22 protein-coding genes are annotated in these 25,122 nt (G+C 59.6%); 11 read left to right on the top strand and 11 right to left on the bottom strand.

Annotated features, from left to right (window positions below; all coding sequences use genetic code 11):
- Window positions 1-137: 137 nt before the first annotated feature.
- From MESOP_RS10450 to MESOP_RS10420, 7 genes are read left to right on the top strand one after another with little or no spacing between them, the layout of a single operon-like run.
- Window positions 138-1,496: a polysaccharide biosynthesis/export family protein gene (locus MESOP_RS10450; RefSeq protein WP_013893300.1), complete on the top strand. Its 1,359-nt coding sequence runs from the start codon at window positions 138-140 to the stop codon at window positions 1,494-1,496.
- Complete coding sequence (locus tag MESOP_RS10445; protein WP_013893299.1) at window positions 1,493-2,155, top strand: sugar transferase; 663 nt, start codon at window positions 1,493-1,495, stop codon at window positions 2,153-2,155. The genes MESOP_RS10450 and MESOP_RS10445 overlap by 4 nt, the downstream gene beginning before the upstream one ends.
- Window positions 2,152-2,829 (top strand): PIG-L deacetylase family protein, encoded by a 678-nt coding sequence (locus MESOP_RS10440; RefSeq protein WP_013893298.1) that lies wholly within the window; start codon window positions 2,152-2,154, stop codon window positions 2,827-2,829. The genes MESOP_RS10445 and MESOP_RS10440 overlap by 4 nt, the downstream gene beginning before the upstream one ends.
- A gap of 22 nt (window positions 2,830-2,851) precedes the next feature.
- The gene (locus MESOP_RS10435; protein WP_013893297.1) at window positions 2,852-4,027 is read left to right on the top strand and encodes a DegT/DnrJ/EryC1/StrS family aminotransferase; all 1,176 of its coding nucleotides are present in this window, start codon (window positions 2,852-2,854) and stop codon (window positions 4,025-4,027) included.
- Entirely contained in the window at window positions 4,027-5,034 is a 1,008-nt protein-coding gene (locus MESOP_RS10430; RefSeq protein ID WP_013893296.1) for a thiamine pyrophosphate-dependent dehydrogenase E1 component subunit alpha, read from the top strand. Before MESOP_RS10435 ends, MESOP_RS10430 begins: the two co-directional genes overlap by 1 nt.
- Before the next feature lie 3 nt (window positions 5,035-5,037).
- Entirely contained in the window at window positions 5,038-5,970 is a 933-nt protein-coding gene (locus tag MESOP_RS10425; protein WP_013893295.1) for an alpha-ketoacid dehydrogenase subunit beta, read from the top strand.
- Between the two features lie 6 nt (window positions 5,971-5,976).
- Window positions 5,977-7,077 (top strand): NeuD/PglB/VioB family sugar acetyltransferase, encoded by a 1,101-nt coding sequence (locus MESOP_RS10420; RefSeq protein ID WP_013893294.1) that lies wholly within the window; start codon window positions 5,977-5,979, stop codon window positions 7,075-7,077.
- A 75-nt stretch (window positions 7,078-7,152) separates the two neighbouring features.
- On the opposite strand, the gene MESOP_RS10415 is transcribed toward MESOP_RS10420, so the two are convergent.
- Window positions 7,153-9,228, bottom strand: coding sequence for an acyltransferase family protein (locus MESOP_RS10415; protein WP_083833228.1), 2,076 nt, complete (start codon window positions 9,226-9,228; stop codon window positions 7,153-7,155).
- Between the two features lie 450 nt (window positions 9,229-9,678).
- On the opposite strand from MESOP_RS10415, the gene MESOP_RS10410 reads away from it, so the two are divergent.
- Window positions 9,679-10,863, top strand: coding sequence for an acyltransferase family protein (locus tag MESOP_RS10410; protein WP_013893292.1), 1,185 nt, complete (start codon window positions 9,679-9,681; stop codon window positions 10,861-10,863).
- A gap of 58 nt (window positions 10,864-10,921) precedes the next feature.
- Here MESOP_RS10410 and MESOP_RS10405 read toward each other — a convergent pair whose 3' ends face one another.
- The 4 genes from MESOP_RS10405 to MESOP_RS10390 form a co-directional block, all read right to left on the bottom strand.
- Window positions 10,922-11,596, bottom strand: coding sequence for a Crp/Fnr family transcriptional regulator (locus MESOP_RS10405; protein WP_041164064.1), 675 nt, complete (start codon window positions 11,594-11,596; stop codon window positions 10,922-10,924).
- 220 nt (window positions 11,597-11,816) lie between these two features.
- Window positions 11,817-12,590 (bottom strand): LuxR C-terminal-related transcriptional regulator, encoded by a 774-nt coding sequence (locus MESOP_RS10400; protein WP_013893290.1) that lies wholly within the window; start codon window positions 12,588-12,590, stop codon window positions 11,817-11,819.
- Window positions 12,591-13,075: 485 nt separating this feature from the next.
- On the bottom strand, window positions 13,076-14,590 hold the full coding sequence (locus tag MESOP_RS10395; protein WP_167313543.1) for a GMC oxidoreductase: 1,515 nt from the start codon (window positions 14,588-14,590) through the stop codon (window positions 13,076-13,078).
- Between the two features lie 137 nt (window positions 14,591-14,727).
- Window positions 14,728-15,144, bottom strand: a complete 417-nt coding sequence (locus tag MESOP_RS10390; protein ID WP_013893288.1) for a Ros/MucR family transcriptional regulator — start codon at window positions 15,142-15,144, stop codon at window positions 14,728-14,730.
- A gap of 567 nt (window positions 15,145-15,711) precedes the next feature.
- Here MESOP_RS10390 and MESOP_RS35555 point away from each other — a divergent pair.
- Together MESOP_RS35555 and MESOP_RS32950 are read left to right on the top strand one after the other, a co-directional pair.
- Window positions 15,712-16,332, top strand: a complete 621-nt coding sequence (locus MESOP_RS35555) for a protein-serine/threonine phosphatase (RefSeq protein WP_013893287.1) — start codon at window positions 15,712-15,714, stop codon at window positions 16,330-16,332.
- A gap of 890 nt (window positions 16,333-17,222) precedes the next feature.
- Window positions 17,223-19,181 carry a DUF4838 domain-containing protein gene (locus tag MESOP_RS32950; RefSeq protein WP_049802350.1) on the top strand — a complete coding sequence of 653 codons (1,959 nt, stop codon included), beginning with the start codon at window positions 17,223-17,225 and terminating at the stop codon, window positions 19,179-19,181.
- A 119-nt stretch (window positions 19,182-19,300) separates the two neighbouring features.
- Here MESOP_RS32950 and MESOP_RS10370 read toward each other — a convergent pair whose 3' ends face one another.
- Window positions 19,301-19,597 (bottom strand): hypothetical protein, encoded by a 297-nt coding sequence (locus tag MESOP_RS10370; protein ID WP_013893285.1) that lies wholly within the window; start codon window positions 19,595-19,597, stop codon window positions 19,301-19,303.
- A 1,428-nt stretch (window positions 19,598-21,025) separates the two neighbouring features.
- Window positions 21,026-21,307: a hypothetical protein gene (locus MESOP_RS10365; protein ID WP_013893284.1), complete on the bottom strand. Its 282-nt coding sequence runs from the start codon at window positions 21,305-21,307 to the stop codon at window positions 21,026-21,028.
- A gap of 1,050 nt (window positions 21,308-22,357) precedes the next feature.
- Here MESOP_RS10365 and MESOP_RS10360 point away from each other — a divergent pair.
- Entirely contained in the window at window positions 22,358-22,717 is a 360-nt protein-coding gene (locus tag MESOP_RS10360; protein WP_013893283.1) for a hypothetical protein, read from the top strand.
- Window positions 22,718-22,786: 69 nt separating this feature from the next.
- Here the strand turns inward: MESOP_RS10360 and MESOP_RS10355 are convergent, their stop codons facing one another.
- The 4 genes from MESOP_RS10355 to MESOP_RS10335 form a co-directional block, all read right to left on the bottom strand.
- Window positions 22,787-23,218, bottom strand: a complete 432-nt coding sequence (locus MESOP_RS10355; protein ID WP_013893282.1) for a hypothetical protein — start codon at window positions 23,216-23,218, stop codon at window positions 22,787-22,789.
- A gap of 229 nt (window positions 23,219-23,447) precedes the next feature.
- The gene (locus MESOP_RS10345) at window positions 23,448-23,648 is read right to left on the bottom strand and encodes a hypothetical protein (protein ID WP_041164058.1); all 201 of its coding nucleotides are present in this window, start codon (window positions 23,646-23,648) and stop codon (window positions 23,448-23,450) included.
- 101 nt (window positions 23,649-23,749) lie between these two features.
- Window positions 23,750-23,977: a hypothetical protein gene (locus MESOP_RS10340; RefSeq protein ID WP_013893280.1), complete on the bottom strand. Its 228-nt coding sequence runs from the start codon at window positions 23,975-23,977 to the stop codon at window positions 23,750-23,752.
- Window positions 23,978-24,257: 280 nt separating this feature from the next.
- Window positions 24,258-25,085, bottom strand: a complete 828-nt coding sequence (locus MESOP_RS10335; protein ID WP_013893279.1) for an SDR family NAD(P)-dependent oxidoreductase — start codon at window positions 25,083-25,085, stop codon at window positions 24,258-24,260.
- Between the last annotated feature and the right edge of the window lie 37 nt (window positions 25,086-25,122).

The raw sequence follows: 25,122 nt of genomic DNA, 5'->3' as shown, positions 1-25,122 counted from the left end.
GTTACGATCGACATCCAGTTAGCCAAATTGGGTGGGCACGAGACCGAAGGTTGTCACCGCTCCACCAAATGTATGACTCATTGTCCGCGCACAGGTGTCGCTAGGGTCTTCACAGGAAATTTCTGTGGTGGGCTTCCATGGCATCTTTTTGCAATCCGGCACGGAGCGGGCGATCGATAGGCTCGTGGACCAGTATCCTCGCGAAAGCGTTGAAACATGCCCGGATCACGGTTCCCGCTGTTGTTGCGATCCTGGCTTGCCCGATCGCGGCCAGGGCCGCGGCTGACGACGGCTACAAGCTTTCGGTCGGCGATGTGGTTTCGTTCGACTTCATTGACGATGCGCTTCCTGCCGAACAGCTGACGGTGGCCAGCGATGGCGCGGTCAACATTCCGCTGATCGGCAGCTTTGAAGTTGGCGGCCTGACGGTGCCTGACGCTTTGAAGCATATCCGCAAGGCGTTCATCGACCGAGAGTTCTTCAACGACCCGCATATAGCCCTGGCGGTGGTCAGCTTCCGTCCGATCTTTGTCCTTGGGGATGTCAAGGCTCCGGGCTCGTTTCCGTACCAGCCAGCACTGACCGTGGAGCAGGCGGTGGCGCTTGCCGGTGGTCAATCGACGGGCGGAGCCACTGCCGAGGATCGCGTGGTGACGCGCGCCCGGCTGCGCGGAACCCTTGATGAAAGCGTGGTGCAGATCGCCAAGGAAGCCGTTGCCGCCGCGCGCATCAAGGCCCAGTTGGCAAACAACGACAAGATCTCGGAGCTGGATCTGCCTCCCAAGATCAGAGGCCTCATGAATGCCAATCTGCTCGCAACGTTGCTTCCGACGGAGCAGCGGATCCTTGAAACGGATCAACACGCACTGACCACACGTCGCAAGCAGCTGTTGGCGGGAATCGACGAAGTGAACATCGCCCTCGCCAATATTGAACAGCTATCGGACATACAGAAGACTGTGATCGCTTCGTCGCAAGCCGATCTCGAGCGTGTCAGGGCCCTCAACAAGAAAGGCATCGTCACGCTTACCGATCTCTCGAACGCCGAGCGCGAGGCGACCACGCAGCAGTCGCATCTGCTTGAAATCTACAATCAGGCGTCGACGGTTCGCCGGGAATTGAGCCAGTTGCAGCGTGACCTGGACGACGCCACCCAGACCTGGACGCACACAGCGCTGACGGAGCTTCAGGCCCACAACTCTGAAATCGAGCGCCTGGTCTCGGTTCGCGAGTCGACCGAGGAGCAGATCCTGCTGCTGAGCACACTGGCGGCGGAACAGACACGCACCAACAACACCATCGCGTTCACCTACCAAATCCGCCGCAAGCAGAACGGCCAGATAGCCACCAAGGTGGCGACCCTCGACGATCCGATTGTAGCCGGAGACACGATCCTGGTGTCGATAAACCGTCTGGACAATGCCCTGGACCTGGCCAGCCGTCTTGACGCTCCAGTCGCGGCGCCGCCTCCCGTCCAGGTGGGGCCGTCACAATGATCGGTCTCAGCAATCCGATGGCCCGGTCTCCCGAACTGACCGCTCGCGTGCCGATAGGCCGGGCGATGCCCAGCCGGATCGCTGCGGTGGTGCTTTTGATCCTCAGCCTGCCGCTATGGATGGTGGCCGCCGCAATTGTCTGGGCGAGTGTCGGTCGTCCACTGTTCTTTCGCCAGACCCGCAGCGGCTTGGCAGGCCGCCCCTTTGTCATCTGCAAGTTTCGTACGATGCGTGAAGGGCGCGATGCGGATGGCGTGCTGCTGCCCGACGCCTTGCGCGAGACGCCCGCCACCCGGCTGATGCGCGCCATCCGCATCGATGAGCTGCCTCAACTTGTCTCCATAGCCAAGGGCGACATGGCGTTCATAGGGCCGCGCCCGTTGCTTCCAGCCACCATCGCCGACTTCGGCGACCTGGGACGTGTTCGCTGCACGGTCCGTCCGGGCCTGTCTGGCTGGGCGCAGGTGAACGGCAATACCCGCCTCACCAACGGTGAAAAGCTGGCGCTAGATCTCTGGTATGTGCGCAATCGCAATCTCTGGCTCGATCTGCAGATACTGATCCTGACCGTCCTGGTCGCCCTGTTGGGCGAACGCATCGACCGCCGCCATGTCGATCACGCTTTGAAGGCGATGCCCGCCGGGACGGTTCGGTCATGAGCCCGGCCCTTGGTCGGCTCCTGGTGATCGCGCCGCATCCCGACGATGAGGTTCTGGGGTGTGGCGGCACGATAGCCCGGGTCGCCGCGGAAGGCGGGGAAGTCCATGTCGCGGTGGTTACGCGAGGCTGTCCGCCTGCCTTCACCGAGGAGATGACGCAGCAGGTCCGAAGTGAGGCGAAGGCGGCCCATGCCGGCCTGGGCGTGCGACACACGCATTGGCTTGATCTGCCCGCCGCGCAGCTCGGCCAGACACCGCACTCGACCGTCAATGCGGCGTTGCAAGCTCTGCTGCAGGCGGTCAAGCCGGACACCTTGCTCATCCCCTTCGTCGGCGATGTTCATATGGACCACCAGCTGATCTTCCTGTCGTCGCTGGTTGCCGCCCGTCCCACCCAGTCACACTACCCGCGGACGATCATGGCCTACGAGACGGTGTCTGAAACGAACTGGAATGCACCCTATGTCACGCCGAGCTTCGTGCCGAATGTCTTCATAGACATCCAGGCGACACTCGACCGCAAACTCGAAGCTGCGTCGATGTTCGCTTCGCAGATCAAGAATTTCCCGCACGAGCGTTCGATCGAAACATTACGGGCGCTGGCGATCGTTAGGGGCACCGCCGTCCATTTGAGGGCGGCCGAGGCCTTTGTCCTTCTTAGAAATGTCATCTGAATTCTAGCTGGAGTGTTCCGAGATGAAACGCTGGCCGATTTACGACGAAGAACAGATAGCCGATGTCGTGGACGTTCTGCGGTCTGGCCGGGTGAACGCCTGGACCGGCGACCATGTGAAGAGCTTCGAACGCGCTTACGCGCGCAGCCTCGGCCGACGTCATGCCGTGGCGCTGGCCAATGGCTCCCTCGCGCTGGATCTTGCAATGAAGATCCTCCACATCGGCTCCGGCGATGAGGTGATCGTAACGCCCCGCAGTTTCGTCGCGTCGGCCGCTTGCGTCATGTTTGCCGGTGCGACACCTGTCTTCGCCGATGTCGACCCGACCTCGGGCAATCTTTCCGCCGAAACGATCGCGCCGAAGATAACGGCGCGGACAAAGGCGGTCATTGTCGTGCATATCGCCGGATGGCCGTGCGACATGGCGCCGATCATGGAACTGGCAAAGCGCAGCGGCATCAAGGTGATCGAGGATTGCGCCCAGGCGCATGGCGCCGAATACAACGGGCGACCGATAGGCTCCTTCGGTGACATAGCGGCATTTTCGTTCTGCCAGGACAAGATCATCACGACGGGCGGCGAAGGCGGGCTTGTCGCGATGGACGACAGGAAATTGTGGCTTGCCGCCTGGAGCCTCAAGGACCACGGCAAGAACTATAATGTGGTCTTTGCCCCTCATCGGCCGACCGGATTCCGCTGGTTGCATGACAGCATCGGCACCAACTGGCGCATGACATCCATCCAGGCCGTGCTTGGCTTGCGGCAGCTCGAACGCCTGCCCGACTGGATTCACCAACGCGAGCGCAATGCTGCCATCTGGATAAACACGCTTGCCGATTTGCCGATGCTGTACACGCCCCGGCTCGATCCGGCACACAGGCATGCCTGGTATCGATGCTATTTCTATATCAAGCCGGAGATGTTGTCTTCGGGATGGTCGCGGGACGAGCTGATCGCGGCCGTCAACGCGGCAGGCGTTCCGTGCTTCTCGGGCAGCTGTTCCGAAATCTATCTCGAGCATGCATTCGCGGATGCCGGCGTGGCGCCGTCCGAGCGACTGCCCGTCGCGCGGCAGCTTGGTGAAACGAGCATCGCGTTCCTGGTCGACCCGTCCTGGACGACCGAGGAAACGGCGGCGGCAGCGTCGACGACGCGGTCCATCCTTGTCGCGGCTTCGCGCCAGCTCGAGGCGGCCTGATGAACGAGCACGCCATCAGGAAAGATGGAGCCATTCCGGCGTCTTCCTTTGGAGAGCTGAAATTGGTGCCGTCTTCAGCATTGCAGAACCTTACCCTTCCTCAGGAAAAAAGGACGCTGCTTGGGTTCGAATTGCCGACCGTGGCCCGGCTTTATCAGCAGATGATCCTCATCCGGCTTGTCGAGGAGCGCTTGCTGGAGCTGTTTTCCCAAGGGCTGCTGTTCGGCACCACGCACACATCCATCGGACAGGAAGCCAATGCGGTGGGGGTGGTGAACGCTCTTGACCGGGATCGCGACATTGTCTGGAGCAATCACCGCTGCCACGGTCATTTCATTGCCTACTCGGGTGAAGTCGAGGGCCTGATTGCCGAGATCATGGGGCGCGTAACCGGCATTTGCGGGGGGCGCGGCGGCAGTCAGCACCTGTGTTTCCGCAACTTCCACTCCAATGGAATCCAAGGCGGCATAGCGCCCGTGGCGGTCGGCAGTGCACTGGCACGAAAAGACGAGGGCGCCGTCGCGGTGGTGTTCCTGGGCGATGGAACGATGGGTGAAGGAGCTGTTTACGAGAGCCTGAACCTCGCTTCGGTTTTCGGTGCCCCCGTGCTTTTTGTGGTCGAGGATAACGACATCGCCCAAACCACCCCAAAACATCTCACCGTTTCCGGTTCGATCATCGCCAGGGCCGAACCTTTCGGCATCCGCACGTTCGCCTACGATGGCAACGATCCGGTCGAGATATGTGAGCTTGCCCAGGAGGCTGTAGCCTATATTCGCGCCGAGGGCCGTCCGTGCTGGCTCTATTTGCGGACCGAACGGATCGGTCCCCACAGCAAGGGAGATGATACCCGGCCGCCCTTGCGGCTTGAACAGGCTCGAGCCCGGGATCCGATCCCCCCGATGCGCCAGCGTGTTGCGCAGTTCGAGGAGATCGACGCCTTTTGTCGATCTGCCGTGGATCGCGCCGTCGAATCCGCGGCTGCCGCAACCCTGGCGCGAGGCTGACCCATGCGCGTCGTCGAATCGATCAATCGCGCGCTCCACGATCTCATGCAAGCCGATCTACGGCTGGTGGTGATGGGCGAGGACGTCCTCGACCCCTATGGCGGCGCCTTCAAAGTGACCAAGGGCCTGTCCACGGCGTATCAGGATCGTGTCTGGACCACGCCGATCAGCGAAGGTGGCATCGTCGGCATGGCGGCGGGCATGGCCCTCAAGGGCAGGCCTGTGATCGTCGAGCTCATGTTCGGAGATTTCATCGCCCTTGCCGCCGACCAGATCATCAACCACGCAGCCAAGTTTCGCTGGATGTACAACGATCAGGTCGAGGTGCCGATCATCATCCGCGCGCCCATGGGTGGACGGCGCGGCTATGGACCGACGCACTCGCAAAGCCTGGAAAAGCATTTTTGCGGCGTGCCGGGCCTTACCGTGTTTGCAACGCATGAGTATGCGGATCCAGGCGCGCTCCTGCACCGGGCCCTCGCTTCTCGGTCCCCTCACCTGATAATCGAAAACAAGGTCATGTATTCGAGGCCCGTGCTCGGCACGGCCGCCCTTCCACGTCCGGCGGATTCGGACATCGTGATCCTGACCTATGGGGGTTGCGTCGAGCACGCGGTTGCTGCCGCAAACAAGCTCGCCGAAGAGGAGGAAATCGCAACCACCGTGGTGGCCGTTGAACAGCTGTCGCCTTTTCCCGGCGAGGAGGTCCTGAGCCAGGTCGGCCAGTGCAGCCGCGTTCTCGTCGTGGAGGAGGGCTCTCCTGGCTGGGGCTTCGCGTCCGAGTGTGCGCGCGCCTTGATCGGTAGGGTCAAGCACTTCAGCGCATTGGCCGGGCCAAACCATCCTATTCCCTCAAGCCGCGAATGGGAGGACGATCTGCTGCCAGGTGTGAACGCCATCCAGGCGGCCTGCATCGATCTGTTCAAGAAAGGCTAAGCTTTCATGACTGTGCTTGTCGAGGCCCCGCGGGTTAACGCCAACGAGGACAATCTTCAGTTGATCGAGATCAAGGTCGTGCAGGGTGAAGGCGTAGAGCAAGGGGCTCTTCTCTTTGTCCTTGAGACCACGAAGGCTGCCGTTGAGGTCAATGCCCCCGAGGCAGGGGTAATCGGCCGGCTCGACGTCAAGATCGGCGACTTCGTCGCCGTCGGCTCAACGCTGTGCGAGATCGCCGACGAAAATGCGAGCGCATCCGCAGCGGCCAGCCCAACCGATAGCGCTGTCAAAGAGGTCGCGATAACGGCCAAGGCCCGCAAGGCCGCGTCCGAGCTCGGGATCGATCTGGCGGATGTCAGGCCCTCCAACGGCCGCATCGGCGAAGCCGAGGTGCGCGCGGCGGCCAGCTGCCGATCCGAGGCGATAGTTGCAGGTTCGCACGGGGCGCAGTCTGCCGTTCCTTCCGCGTCCACGCGACGGGCGGTCATCATCGGCGGCGGCGGCCACGCCGCCTGCTTGATCGATGCTCTCGATGGCTCCGGATACGAGATCCTCGGTTGCACCGACCAGGCCCTGCCCGTTGGCCACTACGTCTGCGCCGGCATTTCGGTGATCGGTACGCAAGAGAGCCTGGAGCGTCTGCTCGCCGAGGGTACCCGCTACGCCTTCATCGGCATCGGCGGAGCCCAGTCAAGCGAGGCGCGGCGGGCCATGTTCGAACGCGCTGCGGCCATGGGTTTCATCCTGCCGCCTGTGATCCACCCATCCGCGATCGTCTCCAAGGCGACCAGGATCGGAGATGGCTGCCATATTCTGGCCGGCGCGAGCATCGGCCCGCGCTGTACGATCGGCAACAACGTCATCGTCAACCAGGGGAGTATCGTCTGCCACGACAGCATCGTGCAGGACAATGCCCACCTGACCCCGGGCGCCATCGTCGCCGGCGGGGTGAGCGTCGGGGCCATGTCTGTCGTGGGCATGGGCGCAACGGTGCTGCTGGGTGTCCAGATCGGTGCCGGTTGCCTGATCCACAACGGCGCGCATATCAGTGCAAACGTCGCGGACAACACCATCGTCGACGCTCAGGGCCGCCGGCACCTCCGCTAAAAGCGATTTCCAGCAAAGTGCAAGACGGCTTTCTGCGTTTCCGTTCAAACGCTACGCGCTTTGAGCCTCGGAACCTCAGGCGCCTTGTCGCAGAGCTCTTGCAAGCAATGGCTCGAGTGCCTCGGACCCTGGGATGCTGAGGTGGTGGCTGTCAAAATACAGCAGTTTTCCGCCCATCATGACAACACACCGTTCCTGCGGACAAAGCGCCTGCGTTGGATACACGCGAACGAGGCCGCGATGTTGGCCCAGCCTGTCCAGAACGCCAAACGCAATCTGCTGCCGCTCCCGGTAGAGGCGCTCCGACACGTTGAAGCCAGACAGATCATGTCCGTGCGCTACGAGTCGGGCCGCCGTGGAGGGGACGTCATAACCCACTTCTGGGACGGGATAGACGATGATCACGTTCTTGCCGGCTTCGAGGAGCCGACGCACAGTTTTTCTCAGGGATATCTCGAATGCCTCGCGCGCCTCGTTTGAGAAGCGGTCGAATTGAACGCCGTTGCGGTCCTGCAACTGGGGAAGGTCGCCGTTGCGTTCTGCCGGTCCAAGTTCGACGGCACGGCCCTCCAGGTAGAGAGACCACCTGGCGGCGATTATAACGGTCTTCAGCTCTGGGCGGCCGAGGACGTATTTGAGCCGAAGATCGTTTCCCTGGATGCACGCTCCGTCGCTTCCGACACCAAGCAGAGGGGGGCAGCGGGGAGTGGCGCCGTAGACCGTACTTGCGCCATTCGCAGCCAACTCGGACATCGCGCCGAACAGCGCTCCGGCGTGAGAATCCCCCCACAGGAAGATGCGGGCATTTTCAGAGGTGCCTATTGTACAGGGAGACTTTGCCGCAAGCTGAAGCAACACGTTTGCGCATTTATCCGCTTCAGGGTTGGCGGAGAAAGCATAGCTGGACAACACATTCACGTCCTTGGAGAAGCGCGTCGGCCAGCCATTGTCATGGTAGATCACGGCACCGGTTAGCACCACGGCGACGATGGCCAAAGTACCTCCAGCCAAGACGGACACGGGGCGGCTTACGCGCGACGGCACCCTGAGCGGTCGCTCGATGTATCGCCAGGACAGGAGCGCCAGAGTGAACGAGGCAGTCACCAGGCCAACAGACTGAAGCGAACTCAGCTCGTCGATTGCCAGGTAACTGCCCAGGACAATCAGCGGCCAATGCCAAAGATACAGGGAGTAGCTTATCAGGCCCACGCCGACGAACGGCCTTGTCGAAATCAGCCGCGTGACCCAGCAGCTCGCTTCACGTCCTCCGTGAATGACAAGGGCAGCTCCGATGCACGGAAGTAGCGCCGCGATACCAGGAAATGAAGTCGTCTCGGAATAACCCAGCACGGCGGCGGCGATCAGGAGCAGTCCAGCCCAGGTCGCCACCTCACTTTGCCAGCGCTTGGTGACGCGTGGGAAGGCTTCGAGCGCCATGAGGCTGCCCAACAAAAGCTCCCACGCCCTGAATGGGGTCAGGTAAAAAGCGGCAGCATCGTCGTACTGCATCACCACGATGGTTGCGATGAACGAAATTCCAGCGAGGCTCGCAATGAGACAGCGAACATTGCCGGTTCCCAGGCGCCAGATCGAGACAAGGAATATCGGAAACAGGATGTAGAACTGCTCTTCCACCGCCAGTGACCAGGTGTGGATGAGTGGCTGGTCGTACGTTTCTCCATCAAAATAGCCCGTCTTCAGCCAAAACCCGATATTGGACGAGAAGAGAGCCGTGGCGACGGAATTGCGGCCGAAACGTCTGAAGTCATCGGGTAAGAAGATGAAGGCGCATGCCAGCGTACAGACCGCCAGCATGGCGAACAACGCGGGAAAAATGCGGCGTATGCGCCGCTCGTAGAAATGCCAGACCGAGAACTCGCCTGCCTGCAGATCCCTGGCGATCAATTGCGTTATCAGGTAGCCGGAGATGACAAAGAAAATGTCGACACCGACATAGCCGCCGCCGACCTTGGTGAAACCGGCGTGAAACAGCACAACCGACACGACAGCAATGGCACGTAAACCATCAATGTCGGCTCGATAGGTTGGAGCCGCCTGTGCTGAATGGAGCGATGCCGGACGAGAGGGTTTTCGACCGTCCAACATCACGCCGGCAGCGAGGCTGAGCCGATGAGCCTGAAAGCGTGACATACCGATGCTGTATAACGGCACTCTCGAACCGCTGTCCGCCCGCAATAGGAGGTAACCTGCGGCTAAATCGGACTACGCCGTGGCCCCGCGAACATGATCGAAATGGCCTCTGGAACAAGAGGGAAGCGCGAAGGTCCGGGGCTTTTCCCGAATGGAGCGGTTCGACGTGGCGACTTGCGGCCGTTTTGGCGTCCTGGCTGCCGAAAAGCCCGCCAATTCCGATCCGGTGTAGGTCACGCCCCGCCCCGGCTGCGGTTCAGCCCTCGCCTGCGGCGAAGACGGGTCCCGTTAATGTCCGCGATCCCGCAACGCGGCTGCTCGATCATCGGGTGGAGTTTCCCACGCCAGCCCACTACTTTTGGGCAGGGGTGTCCTTCGAATTCCTGAGCATTGCAAAATCTGGATCGGTGTAGGTTGGAATGGTCTGCGGGGTCCAATTTGAAGGCTCAAATGGCTGTTGCGCATCCCCCTTCCCTGAAACCATCGGACGCACCGCATGTCCTGCGCGACGCATCCGCGAAACCAGTTTCCGACAAGTCATTCAATGTGGCTGCGCACGGGCTTCGTGGTGTCGCTTCGCTTATGGTGTTCTTCGCGCATCTCCTGGGCGGCACGGCGGAGCATATCTACGCCTCGAACTCCGCCTATGTAGCGGCCATTGGGCCTTTCTGGAATTTCGGCACCTTCGGTGTGTGCCTTTTCTTCGCCATCAGTGGCTTCGTGATCCTTCCGAGTGCGCTGCACTACAGTCCCCGTGAGTTTGCCGCCCGACGGTTCCTGCGCGTCTACCCGCTGTTCTTCGTTCTCAGCGTGCTCTACGTCGCGCTGAACGCCGCGACAAACCTTTATCCCGAGACCAACAATCTCACCGCAATTCTCGCCGGACTGACGTTCCTGAATCTTTTCGCCCACACAGAGCAGCTGACGCCGAATGCCTGGAGCCTGACGTTCGAAGTCTGGTTCTATGTGTTCACCGGTACCTTCGTGTTCTTCGCCATCCGTCGCCCCAACAAGCTTGGGTTGGCCGCTCTGGGTCTCCTCGCGGCGCTCTTTATGGCCAGATATCCGATTGCGCTGTATTTCGTTGCCGGCGGCCTGATCCGTCTCGCCTACGATCGATATGATTGGATGCGTGTCGGTCGCCATCGGCTGGCCGAGAGCGCGGCGCTGGCAACGTGCGTCTTCATATCCACTCGCGGCCACTACGACTATCACTGGTCCGATTTCCAGAATGCCGAAGTGCCATTGCTGGTCGCTGCGACGGCGCTTTATTTCGGCCTGGCGGTATCGCGAAGCAGCTTGACTTCGCTGCTTCTCGGCAATCGGCTTCTTCGCTACTTCGGGACGGTCAGCTATAGCCTTTATCTGGTGCACCCCTATACGTATTTTCTGACCCGCTCCCTCTTTTCGCACGCTCACCTCTTCACCGCCAACGTCGTCGTCTCGATGGGCGCCTTCATTGTCGCTGCAAGCGCTATCACCTGGATACTCACGCATCTCGCGAACCGCAGCCTCGAACTGTGGCCCTATGAGCTGGTCTATCATCAGAAGATCTACCGCTCGACATCGCAGCAGAATGCCGTTCGGACGTGGCTTGGCTTAGGCACCAAACGCTTCGCATGGCTGCGGGGATAATGCAGGGCTGCGCCGGTCCATGGCCTGAGACCATGGCCGATCATGAGACCATGGCTGATTAATCGTCGGACTTGGAGAGCAGGTCCGTCAAGCGAGACACGTCGGGCACAAAGAGTTCCTTTGCGCGGCGCAGCACAATCCCGACACTCTGCAGATAACTGAGTTCGCGGGCCACCGCTTCCCGATGCGTGCCGATGCGATTGGCTAGATCCGTATGGGTGGGAATGGGAGAAATCATCGCCGAACCGTCCGTGTCGATACTTTCAACACACAAGCGCAGCAGTTCGCTATGCACGCGCGATCGAACGCTGAGTGTCGAGAGTTCAACGATATGCTCGACAAACGAGTGCTGGCGCTCGACCAGCATTTGGATAATGGCCTGAAGCGCCTCGGGATCGTCCTTGATTATATCCAGGAAGGCCCGATTGCCGATGGAGGCAATGGTGCACGGTCCCGCGGCTTCGATCGAATAAGGCACCGCAAGAAGGTCCCCGCTTAGAGCCACTTCATTGACGAGCGATCCCTCGTGCGCCGATGGGAGCCATACAATTTTGCCTGTGCGGGTATAGACAGGGAAGCGAAGCTCGCCCTCCAGAAGAAAAAATACTCGATCGACCCTTTCACCGGCCGGAATCAAGACATCGCCGTCTTCGAGATGGAACCAATGACAGCGTCGGTTCATCTCGGCCAGCGTGGAAGGGCGAACGGCGTGGAAATGCTCGATATCGCTCAAGTCCGGGCTTTGCGATGTGTTCCTTTCGGCTGCGGGAGTGGTCTCCCTCTCCGTCTGTGGAACAGCATATCGATCTGGCGGCTGTTTCAACTTTCCTCGCACCCTGCAAAATGTCGAGGCTTTGTCAGGCCCTCCAATTCGAGGGCCTGACAAAGCCAACCGGCACGGTTGCCGCGGGCAAAAGAAATCATCATTTTTTGACCGAGGCGGCAGCCATGCCTCAATTCCGTATGCTCACACCATCATAAGGCGTTGTGTTGAGGATGTAGGCTACCTCGGTACGATTTCTCGCGCGAAGCTTTTTCATGACATTGCGAATATGCACCTTGACCGTGCTTTCGCACATGTTGAGCTCATACGCGATCACCTTGTTTGCCTTGCCCCGCCGCAACGCCTCGATCACCGCCATCTGGCGCGACGTGAAAACATTGTCGCCCTGCGGCTGCTTGGCGGGTTGGCTGTCCTTGACCGCCTGGCCCGAACTAAAGAGGACACTCGGCGGTACGAAAGTCCCTCCTGCCGCGACAAGCTGAATAGCCTTTGCAGCAACCTGCAAGCTGACGCTTGTTGGGATGTAACCGCGTGTCCCGCTTTCCACTGCTTTGACAATATCATCAAAGCTTTCGATATCCGAGAGCATTACGATTCCCAGAGAGGGTCTGGTTGCCTTGAGATGGGCAATCCGCGACAGATGATAGTCCGCCTGAGAATTCGACCACATGACGCATAGCAAGACGGTCGAAACGCGTTCGGTCTCCTCCGGGCTGGCAGCGTCGAACGCTTCGACCGTAGGATAGCGTTGGATACGAAATGATGGCTCGATGAGTTCGAGGCTTCTGGCGAAACAGTCGCACATCAGCGGTCTGTCATCGATGATCGCTATCTCCATCTCCTCCCGTGAGGGAGCAGGTCCGATATGATTGGCATTTGCGACAGATGAATAGGGAGCCAAGTCGGTTTTGACCGGCTGATCGTTAATGGACAGAATTGTCATAGCTTTTCCCCAACCCAAAGGTTCAACTCTAACACCCGCGAAAATCACCCCAACGGAGAAATTCGCTTCGAAGACCCACCTCCTTAATGCATTAGTAATAACTTGTGGGTTGGCGAGGCGGTGTGACAAAACGCACACCGTGAATATAATCGCATTTTTTTGGCAGGATTAGACCCCAGGTCGCTAAATGCGTAGTGTCAAGGCTGCCTCCACCAAAAGGTGTATCCTCAACGAAAAGGGTGCCGGGGGCTGAGCCGCGTGCAATCTATAACGAATTGCAAAAGAGGATTTAACGTGACGTCGTTTTTAAAACTGTAATTTCTCGCGTCCGTATCCAAAGCACGTAAAGTAAATCTGAAATTATGCCATTGTGAAGTAAAGGTGTATCTTGGGAGACACTTCGTGCCGGACTCCGAGCAACGAGCCGCCAGGCTGGTCAAGCCTCCGAGCGGCCTCCGTGAGCTCCTCCAATATGGAATTGACCTCTACTCGAGCCATTGCCGCAGGTGTCGGCCCAATTTAATGGCAAGCGCGACGATCGTCAGGGTGGGCATATCGTTTCCCCCGGTTGGAAAAACGGAGCTCCCGGCGACAAAAAGGTTCCCGAGGCCGTGAACCTGGCACGTGGCATCGACCACGCCAGTCCTCGGATCGGCGCTCATCCTCGTTGTGCCCATGTGGTGCCTCACCCATCGGTATGGGATATCGTCTCCGCAAGTCGGGGTCTCGTGGGCGCTTAATTGAACGTCGCTTCTATGGCCCAGCAGCCGCATCTCCTCGGTGATGATTGTCTGCATGCGCTCGAGTGTACGCCGAACGAGAGGCCCCACCCTCCATTCCAGCTTCACGCGCGGAAGATTGAATTCGTCAAGTCTTGTATCGAGCGTAACCCGGCTTTCCGGGTCCGGCTCTTGTTCGAGGATCGTGTCAAAATGAAAATGTCTTACGCGCCCGCGTGAGTGCCCAAGGCGCTCGATGGCCGACGCGACCGACGCTGCGGGATGTCTGAGGATGGTGCGGCCACTCTTGATAAGGTCGCGATGGAGGCGTCCCTTCCGCAGCCAGAAAGCAAGATAATGCAACGCCTCGGAGCCACCCAGATCATTGGCGCAAGGTCCCGGCTTGATCCACGTCCGGGAGCCGAGAAGGCGTTCACTTTCACGAATCTCCGGGCGCAGCGCCAGCCCGAATGCACCGCTCACGCCGCAGTGCTCTTGCTCCGACAAATAAGGCCTTCGCGCCACAATGGATGGCACGTGAAGGGCCAGCGCGGTGTCGGGATGGCCGACCTGCAGGCTCCCCCATTTTACGCGCGGATGCTCCATGAAATAGCGGCCGACCAGGTCGTGCTGGTTGCCTATGCCATTCGGCGTCTGCCGGTTTGAAACCAGGAGCAGGCGCGCGTTTTCGATCCCGCCGCAGGCCAACACAAAGGACCGTGCCTGGATCCGGAAGCGCCGGTTTGGCGTGCTGGCCACCTCGATGGAGCGAACCCATCTTCCCGAGGAGTCGGTGTCTAGCCGCAAGGCCGTGGCGTGCAGGAAAACCTGCACGTTTTTTGCCCTTTGCAGCCTGGCGCGCAATGTCGCCCCTAAATCCGGGATGGGACTGAGAAAGCATCGTTCGGAAAACAGCGGCCCGGTCATAGGCAGAGCCGCGGAGGCAGGCCATTCGGCTTGCAAGTCGTCGATGCCCAGCAAACCGGCTGCCGTCTCATAGTGGGGGAGGAGCGAGTCGCGATCGACAGGCCATCCGCTCATCGGAATCCAGGACCGAGGCTCGAAATCAGCGTGGTCCAGCATCTTGCACCACCCACCCCAACCGGCCCTGCCGGTACTTCCGCCGAACTGGCGGATCCTGCAAAGGTCCAGCGCCTCATAGGGTCTGCCTACAGAGCGGCCGCGCGACAGTCTTTGGCGCCAGTGTTCGTATGTCAGCCCGCCGCTTTCGATGATGCATATGCGATGCGGTGTTCCTTCGAACTGCGAGGCGAGCGCCAAGCCCGCCGCACCTGCGCCCACGATGCACAGATCTGCCTCCAGACAAGCGCCTTGGGGAACGCCATCGCAATCCTCAATCATGGCGACATTGATCGGGCAGCAGGCGCGGCAAAATCGTCATCGATAGGACCATACGGTCAGGTTCGTGAGGTCTGATCACTGGCGGTCCGTTGTCCAAGCCTGATCCTCTTTGCCGCTTGCGAACGCAGTGCGGTGAAATTCGGCGCCACCAACGGGTAGTCAGGCGGCAAACCCCATTTCCTGCGATAGTCGGCCGGTGTCATTCCAAGCGACGCCAGATACCGCTTCAGCGATTTCATCCTGCGTCCATCCTCCAGGCTGATAATGAAATCCGGAGTCACCGATTTGCTGATTGGTACGGCGGGAACGATCTTTGGTTTGCTTTTTTCCGTGCCTCCCGCGAGGGCCTGCAAAGCGCGGCCGACATTCTCCACCAGATCCACCAGATCAGAAGGCGAGGCCCGATTCCTGCTGACAAAGGCCGAAACAATCTTGGCAGTTGATTCCAGGTGATGGACGGGGTCAGTGGCCATGGATCCGCTCTCGACTGACGATGGTTATCGTCCGTGGCCAAATGCGGGGCCCGTTTGGATCACTCGTTTGCCGAACTTTCCAACATCAAATCGGGAGCAGATGCTCCTGATCCTCCCCGCCTTTGGAACCCTTCAATGGCATCCGCAGGGGCCGTTTCTGTCAATTGCCCTTGGCGGCGCTGAATCCACCCAAAAGTGGTAACCGGCAGTGACAGCCAATGCGACCCATCCGTTGGCATCGCGGCCCATCGTGCTGCGTTTGCTTGATGTTTTCTTGAAGATCGCCAACACCGATGCGCCTTCTACACGGCGGAGATTGAAATATCGGATGCATATTTCCACCATCCTAGGTGTCGCCCATTTTAACAACGGCCGACTGCTACACAATTACGATAGAGGCATGATGGCATTTGGCTTTTTACTACTTCATAGAAATCGAGATTTTACAGGTATAATCTCGTGTCAAACTGTCATTAAATGTGTCTGACTCGATCATGATTGTGAATAAACTTTCTTCGAGAATCTGATTATTAAGTACGCGGGGGAGCTTTGATATCAGGAGACGATATGACCATTAAAGTTACAACTACGGCGAAGTTGCTGGTGGGGGCGTTCTTTGCTCTGGGAACCATAGGGATTTCCAATGCCGGCGCAGCCGGGGAGTCTGGCGTCCAGGTAAGCTCGCCTAGCGAGACCGGCGCCAAAGCTGGCGGTGCCGGCGAGACTGGCGGCAAAGCTGGCGGTGCCGGCGAGACTGGCGGCAAGGCCGGCGGTGCTGGCGAGACTGGTGGCAAGGCTGGCGGTGCTGGTGAGACTGGCGGCAAGGCTGGCGGCGCCGGCGAGACCGGCGGCAAGGTTGGCGAGACCGGCGGTACGGCCACTACCCTTAGCGCTGCGTCGAGCGAGACCGGCGGCACTGGCGAAACCGGCGGCAAGACTGGCGGCGCTGGCGAAACCGGCGGCAAGGCTGGCGGCACTGGCGAGACCGGTGGCAAGGCTGGCGGCGCTGGCGAAACCGGCGGCAAGGCTGGCGGCGCTGGCGAAACCGGCGGCAAGGCTGGCGGCGCTGGCGAAACCGGTGGCAAGGCTGGCGGCGCTGGCGAGACCGGCGGCAAGGCTGGCGGCGAGAGCGGCAAGGGCAGCGGGGGCGCCGGCGAGAGCGGCAAGGGCAGCGGTGGCGCTGGCTAGGCCGATAAAACCTTGAGACTATCGGGTGCCGGTAATGGTTGTTCCCTTATCGGCATCCGTGTCCAACAACTGGCGCAATTCATCCGCGCGAGCAGCAAGTCCCATCATTGCTCACCAGTCCGAACCGGCATAGCGCGCGGCCTCCTTCCACAGGGCAAGCGCAACCTGTGGGGAACGGGCTTTCACCTCGAAATCTTGACCTCTGTATTTCCCGGCCGCGACCCAAACTGTTTTTGAGCGCTGATAAACAGTGACGCCTAGAGCGCCGGCGAGCGTTCGCCATTGTGGATCATTTGCATTCATACATTCCAGCCCCCGCGCCATGTAAGAAGCAACGAGGGATGCCAGATTGGAGTTCCAAGGAATGTGACCATTTTAACACTTGCCGATCCGAACCTCCCATTCGGCAATCGAAACAACCCCGCCGCTGGCGCGAGCGGCGGCATCGATCCGGTCCCCGACGATCATTGCAAGCCACCAAGGGGCCAGGCACTCCCCCGACCAAAAGTCTAGCAAGAACACCCAAAAGCCTGTCTGGGATCGTTGGGTCTAGCGGCGATACCATGCACCTCATGATCTGCGCGTAACAGCAGCCGCTTCGCTTGGTGCGCAACGCTTGATCGCCCGCCGCACCAAACATGCTGCGAGCAATTCTCATCGGATGGTGCGCATGCCTGGATCGCCAAAAGTCCCTTCTCCTTCGGGCAGAATTCAGCGCGGTTTGGCCCTCTTCATCTCCGGAGGGACCGACAGCGTCCCCCGCGATTCATGGAAGCCTGCACCGTCCTTGTCCAGAAGAAGGTCCACCTTGTTGGATGATCGGCCGTAGGTAAGGTCTTGCTATGCGGGCACTGTCGCGAAGGACGTTTGGGCAGGGAGCCATATTCGGCTTGCTGCACTGGCTGGGCGCTGGCAAGGCAGCCGGCGCGTACGCTCAGCCAGGCGATGGTGTGACGTTGGTGGCGGGAGGCAGACCCGCCGTCACGCTGGTTATCCCGGACAGCCCGAAGGACTCCGTCCACTATGCTGCCGTGGAGCTCGGCTGGCATATCGAGAAAGCGACCGGCTTCCAGCCTGCCATGGCGACTGAAAGCGAAGTGACGTCGGCAAGCCTGGGCAAAGCCCATATCTTTCTGGGCGATACCCGGTTTGCCCGAAAGGCCGGCATCGATTCCGGCGCATTGGAGCCGGAGTCGTGTGCAATCCGCACCGTCGGCCGCCATCTCTGTATCGCGGGGCATGACACGAGCGGCAGCCCTCTTGATGAGGACACCTCCGCCGGAACGCTCTTCGGCGCATACGAACTTCTCGATCGCTACTTCGCGGTTCGGTGGCTATGGCCAGGCGAACTGGGAACGTTTGTTCCAAGAGCGGAGTCCGTGGTCGTTCCTCTTCAAGACCATGTCGTAACGCCTCGATTCATGCAGCGCCACGTGCGCTCGGCTGCGGGCTTGAAGGCCAAGGATCATCCCGAGCTGGGCTTCACTGCCGCGGCGGCCGAAGAATACATGAACGCGCAGGCAACATTTCTGCGTCGCAACCGCATGGGCCGCCGAATCCCAGCGAAGTACGGCCATGCCTTCGTGGACTGGTGGCGGCAGTATGGCGCCGAGCATCCTGAATGGTTTCAACTGGTCAACGGCAGACGAGGCCCCTCAAGGCTGGGTGCGCGCTTTTCCATGTGCATTTCCAATCCGGGTCTGCGCGAAGAGATTGTCGCGCAGTGGCGCGAGCATGGAGGGGATACTCCTGGACACCTTCCAACCTTCGTCAATGCTGTCGAGAATGACGTGCCTGGCCAATGCGAATGCGATGCATGCAAGGCGCTCGATGGCCCGGAACCACCGGATTATCGAAAATTCATTCCGCCGAAATCAAAGATCGCCAGCAAGCCTTTCGTATCCGACAGATATGCGCGTTCATGGCAAGCCATCCAGCAGATCGCCGCGAAATACAATTCGAACTCGGTTGTCGTCGGCTACGCCTACATGAACTACTTCGCCGCTCCGACCTCGGGCATAAAACTGGGGCCGAACGTCATGATCGGATTTTGCCCGTCATCCTGGTTCTATCCCCGAAGCGGCGACGAGCAGGATTGGATGAAAGCCCAGTGGCGAGGATGGGCGGAAACCGAGGCCAGGCTTTTCATGCGGACGAACTATTTTCTGGACGGATATTGCATGCCGCACATATTTTCCAGCCAGTTCGCCGACGAGTTTCAGAGCGCCGCGAACAACGGAATGATCGGGACCGATTTCGATTCGCTGACAGGTCATTGGGCGACACAAGGCCCAAACCTTTACCTGTTGCTCCGCTTGCAGATCCACCCCGACATGCCTGCCGGCTCCCTGCTGTCAGAATATTACTCCGCCTTCGGACCCGCGGCGGCTGACGTGAGGAAATATTTCGATTTCTGGGAGGCGTATACGTCCGGTGGGCGTGCGCGGCTGCGTGACACCTTCGAGGCTCTTGGGGCTTCGCGTTGGCGAAGCTGGGCGAAAGCGGCGCATGCGATCTATCCAGAGGAGAGCTTCGCGCCGGCCGAAGCATTGCTCGACAAGGCAGCCTCCTCCGCGGCGGCAGACCAGCAAGCGTCAAGGCGGGTGCAATTCCTTCAATTGGGATTGCAGCACGCGAAATTGTGCTCTTTGGTTGCCGCCAAGCTTACGCTCGGCGATCCGGAATCCAGCTACGAGAGAGGCAAGGTGGAATTGCAAGCGCTGTTGGAATTTCGACGAGCGCACGAGCGCACGTGGGTATCCAACATGAATCACTGCGCGTGGGTCGAGAGCACCAGCTGGGCCCTTCCCGGCGCTGCAGTCCAATTGCAGGCGCCCGATCCGGAGTGATCTTCTTCAAGCAGCGAAACTTCCAGCCTGGTCTTCGGTCACCAACAGCGAAGGCACCCCGCCAGCATGCACGCTGGCAAGGGTGCGCTCTTTACGACCTGGCAGGATCGGCAGGGCGGTCAGCCGCCCTTGCTGCCGCCACCGTCTCCAGCGCCGCCGGATTTTCCCCCGGACTCACCAGCGCCGCCAGCCTTGCCGCCGGACTCACCGGCGCCGCCGGCCTTGCCACCGGTTTCGCCAGCACCGCCGGCTTTGCCAGGTTCTGCAGCGCGCCCTGCCTTTCCGGGTTCTGCGGCGCGACCTGCCTTGCCTGCTTCCACAGACTTAATTTTGGTCGTCGATTCGGCAAAGCTAGTCGTCGAGACGGATGCGACAGATACAGCAAGAGAAATTGCGGTAAGAATGCGAATGATCATGATAAGCCTCCTTAACAGGGTGACATTCAGCCCCTGAGGATCTTGTCGTGTATTTTTTTGGGAAGATCGAGTCTTGTTCCAGGGTGAGCCCGTCGGCATGTTTTATAATTAGTGAAAAAATTTTCAGACGCAATTTTACTCATTTCTCTTTCAAAATAGGCGTATTAGCGATTTCTTGGATATCTGCCTAAAACTTGCAACTCAATGTGATCGGTCGCAACAGTCACCTACATCGATCGCGATGACCAGCGCTCCGGTGTGGCGTCGCCAAGTAGAAAATGACGCATCTATTTAAAACTCCGGGGAGTTGGATCGTCAGCTCGGTTTGACTGTTCGTCGCATTCTTGACGTCCGGACCGACAAACCTCAAAGTTCAGAGGCAACCATTTGTTAACTATCTGACAATGTTGTGGCGAGGTTGCGTGCAGTGCTGCACTTTGGGCAGGCACATAGCAATTCCGTCTATCCGTCCCGGTCTTAAGGCTTGTGCCCGATGATCGACAGGTCAATCGGGCCGACCACGCATGAGCCGGGATGGCCGGCGCCTGGGCTGCGAATGGATGCTTAGGCGTCGGAGATCCAGTCACTAAATCCGCTGACCAGCATACCGAGCGGCTTCCATCCACAACGTGAGTGCAATCGCGGGCGAGCGGGCTTTCACCTCGAAAAGTCGGCCTCGGTAGCTTCCCGTGGCCACCCACACTGTTTTTGAACGTTGAAGGATCGTAACCCCAAGAGCATCCGCCCGATGGAAAATCTCGTCGTGATCGCGATGCATTTGCTCTGGCCTTTGGCTCCTAAAAATTACGGGCGAAGATGCTCCCTCATTGGCAAACCATAGCTTGGTCTACGTTCATATTGGGGCGCTGTCATTTGCATTTGACATAGATGCCCGCTTCGTACGCATCCGTCATAGCATCCCAACAGTCGCTATGACCGTGCAACGCCATGATCCTGGTAGGTAGCGGCCTGCCGCACCCTCATCGCCCATGGGACTTCAGTCTTATTTGCGTTATTGCTAATATGTCTATAATTTGAGCAGTGCGGGGGACACCCAAACCAACCCGCAGTGGCCGGTGTGGCGCAAATCAAGCTGCCCAACGCAGCGCAGCCGCACCGGCCATTGGTTCCAAAGCGCGCGTTTGTCGTCAAACGGTTACAATGACATCTCGACTGCGACGCCTTACGATACCGCGTGGCCTAATCGATCTGCTTGCCACCCAAAGACCTGAGTTGTCGATAGGCCGCAAAGAGATCGGATTGGATCAGATTGCACTTTGAAGGCGCGAGCGGCGCGGACCCGTGAGGCACGAGCAAGGTCCGGAGCCGATCCAAGCAGCCGACACGCAAGCCAAGCCGATCATATCGACGATGGGACGCTCAATCGGCCGAAGACTAAACGGAGCCAAGACTTGCCGTCTCGTTTCATCACATAATCTTCAGCCTTGGCCATTTTCTTACACCAGCGGCCAATCGTCGACGGAGCTCCAGGGAAATAGCGCGAGCAGTACGCGCTGCCTCTTCATTGTCGTCGATATCGTCTTCAATCAGCATTGCCAACGTTTCGACATCGTCGAATGGAAATTCATCGGCGATGTCATCGGCAGCACCCCGTATCACCTCGGCATAGGCACATGTGATTTCGGCGGGCTCTTCCAACATCCGCAATTGCCGCAACAGCGATGCAATATTTTCGGATTGTTGGGACATCGCTCCAATGCCTCCGTGTGGGGCAGGAGTAAGTCTATGGCTCCCAAGCGCTAGCGCCCATAATATTTGCTAACGACAGCACTCCTTTTAGGGTTTCGTGCAAAACCCGTAAAGTCAACCGGCGAAGAAAACTGTTCACAACCCAGGCCAGGTCCGCGCGTCCCGGCAACAGGGACAGACCTTTCGCGCTTCTGGTCCCTGCGGCGAGCCGCCGAGCTTGAGCTGTCTCGCGGCTGTGGATGCTCGAGCTTAAAACGCCGAACCTCTATAACGTGTCGCTTCCTTCCACAAAGCGATCGTTGGCTTTGGAGCACGCCCCTTCACCTCGAAAGTACGGCCACGATAGCTTCCCCTGGCCACCCAAACTGTTTTTGAGCGTTGATAGATGTTGATGCCCAACGCGCATGCTCTTGCAAGCAATTCTCCATCATTTCGCATTTGATCGACCTCGTCACGGCTCCTTGAAAGTTGAGACAACAATGATGCCCAGAGTTTGTTGCAGTATCGTGTCGGCCCCCATTCTGCCGGGTAACCTGTCGTCACGGAGGCCCGTTGCCTTCCGCGTTCGCCAGGCGACCAGTCCAAGAAAACCCGCCGCCCCATTCACGGCAGCGACGGGCCGCCCCTGGGATTTTTGGGACTTGCCGGGCGTTGGGTCCCTGCCGCACCAAAACTATTAGATGACCCTAATGTTCCATGGCCATCGCGATGGTACGTTTTTGACGATTCATCATCGCACGAGCGAAGCGGCGTCATGTGGCGCAGCCAGCGCGCGGTGAGTTTTGAGACCGCATTCTGCAGGTGTAGAGCCTCGCGCGTGGCCGCCGCCATCATGGCTTTTCAGTTCTTGGGCCCAAGCGGGTGGCTGCACGTGCTTGCGGTCGCCAAGCTCCCGTCATGTCCTGAATGACGTGGCGAGAATGACGTAGCGAGTTCCTCAGTCCTTCGGTCGCTGAGCTTCACCCCATGGCGGAAGCCCACTGTCCGAATGGAGAGGCGGAACAAAACGCATCTCGTTTAAATTGGGCCTAGCTGACCATGGAGGCCCGCTTGAGGTTCATCGCGTTGCAAGATCCGGCCGACAACTGGATGGTGTATGATCTACATTCCGAGGTTCCGGCGGAATTCACTTGCAAAGTGCTCTACGGCCTCTCGCGCGAAGAAGCAGAGCATCTGACCGTTCTGGCCAATGCGAAATTTCGATCCAGAACAGCTATCGCGGAGCCCATGCTTGGCCGCCCGGCCCTGCGGTTGAAGGATCTCACGCCCCTCACAACGCTGGATATCGGACCGGCAACCCCTGCCCGGATTTGTGACTGGGGATGCGCCGCGTGGCAACCGCGGCAGCGAAACCGGCAGCTTGAGGAGCATGGGGAAAAGCGGCGGCGCTCTCCCGCGACCAAACCCTGATTAGAGTTGACTCGGGCGTCGAGCAAGGCAGGGGATCGTGCTGTGGCAGGCTGCGATCCCCTCTTGCATTCAGTGCATTATCCTTTGCCTTAGCCAGGCAATAAACCTGTTCCCGCCAATCGTTGCGCGGACCCGGTTGGCAGCCCAGCCCGCCTTCATCGTAGCGCCGACGTGACAATCGCAGACGATGTCGTGCAGTTGCCAGTCGCTCAGCCCGAAGAAGCGTTTTGCCTCACCATAGGTGTCGTCTTTCAGGCCCGATGCGCGCAGCACCGGATCTTCGAGGGCGACAGCAATTGCCGATCCTTCCCCACGCACGCTGTCACGCTCCTCCAGGCGCAGATATTCGGTGCCTGTAAACGCTGCAAGACGTCGCTCGGGATGTTGTTCGAGAAGTTCGGCCCAACGTTCGATACGCTGGTTCCGCGTCATCTCCGAATATGCCGCCGAGGATTCGACCTTGGCGACGGCGTACAGTTGGTCGAGTGTCTGATGTTTCATGGCAGGCTCCTGTCGAGAGTGAGAAGCACCCACGCCTTCAGGGAAATTATCGCGCGGTGATGCCCCGACAAGAGCGGGAGATTGAGGCGGTCAGGATTGTAAATGTCCACAAGGCATTCGTGGAGCGGGTCGGTGGCATCGGCCAGCAATCCAGAACCAGGCTGCCCAGAACCAGACTGCCCAGAACCGAGCTGCCCAGAACCGAGCTGCATGAATCCAGCGACTGCCGCTACTTCTTGATAATGTTTCCGTTGCGCAGGTCGAAGGCTTCGGAACCGCGGGCCTGGCGATGGAAATCATCCTGCAGTTCGCCCCATTCGCCAAGAAAGGCACCGCACTTGCTGCAGTGAATTGGCGTCGACTCCTCGGCGTCGTCGGGAATGTCCATCTGGATAGTCCCGCATGCCTTGCAATCGAGCTTGTCGTCCAATCGGCGTTCCATTTTCCAAGGATTGCGCATTTTCAGCCATGAGCCAATTGTTGGTTTCGTACCAAGGAGCATCGACCAGCGCCAAGCCCTTCGGCCATCGATCACTCGCGAGAGTCAAAAAGGACGGCTAGCCCCAGTTCCCGTGCCAGATCGACGATCTTCTCCGTCAACTCGTCATCCGTATCTTGCAAATAGGGCGCATTCCTGCGAGCGGCCTCTATTGCCGCTTTGACCGAGACGATATCGCCATATCGCGCACTTCGAAGCTCTGATGCCAGAAACTCCCTAGCGGTACCGACGGGTCTTATTGCCCATCTGGCGATGCTCATGCGGTTCCTCCCATCACCCTCCGCTTCATCTTGATCTTGTCCAAGACGCCGATCAATCAATGGTACGATTTCGTACAAAATCGCTCAGCTATAAGAAGGCAAACGCGGCACGACATCGGCCGGGCGTTGGTTTGGGTGTCGCGAAAGTTGCCCGCGCGAAATTGTCCGGCGAGGCTACGGGCTGGTGATAGTCATCGCTCTTTTCGGGGCGGTCGTCATGCTGCCTATCTACAGGCAAACCGCCAACCCAAGATTATTCGATTGGATCCTCGCGTCGGCGTTACCACAAAGCGCCGCCAGTCACCTGGATGTTCTCCATGGTAATGCCCCTGGCGGCGTCCGAGCACAGGAACACCGTGAGCGCCGCGATTTCCTCCGGCTGCAGCATGCGCTGCTGCGGGTTGCCGCGAACGATTTCGGCCATGGCTTCCTCCGGCGTGCGGCCCTTGCCCTCACGCTCGACCACTTGCGCCACGTTGCGGCGCATCAGTTCCGTCTCCACCCAGGTCGGGCTGATCATGACGCAGGTGACGCCGTGTGCGGCCCCTTCCAGCGCCACGCAGCGTGTCAGCCCGAGCAGGCCGGCCTTCGAGGCGCAATAGGCAGGATTGTCCTTCCAGCCAACCGAGGCCGCGGTGGAGCCAATGTTGACAATGCGGCCCCAGCCGCGTCCGATCATGCCCGGCAGGACGGCGCGTGTGACACGGAAGGCACCGGTAAGATTGGTGTCGACGATCTTGTCCCAGAGTTCGTCCGAATGCCCCACGACCGGCTGCTCGGCGGTGGTGCCGGCGGCATTTACGAGAATGTCGACCGGCCCGATCGCAGCCTCCGCCTCGGACACGAAACGATTGCTGAGATCGCTGTCGCGCACGTCGAGATGCGCGGCGTGGACACTTGAGCCATGCGCCGCCAAAGCCGAGCGTACCCGTTCGATCTCGCCGGCGCCCGGATAGTAGGCGGCATCGGTCCTTCCCGGGCCCGGCGCGGCCACGTAGGAGCCGACGGCGACATTGGCCCCGGCCTTGGCAAGCGCGGTGGCGATGGCGAAGCCCATGCCGGAAAAACCGCCGGTGACGATGGCCCCGCGGCCCGAGAGATTGGTCATCGAACTGGATCTCCGCAATCGAATCACAAGGCGTCGC

It is taken from the genome of Mesorhizobium opportunistum WSM2075, from assembly GCF_000176035.2.
Taxonomy (GTDB): Bacteria; Pseudomonadota; Alphaproteobacteria; order Rhizobiales; family Rhizobiaceae; genus Mesorhizobium; species Mesorhizobium opportunistum.
This window is presented reverse-complemented; position numbering and strand designations above follow the sequence as displayed.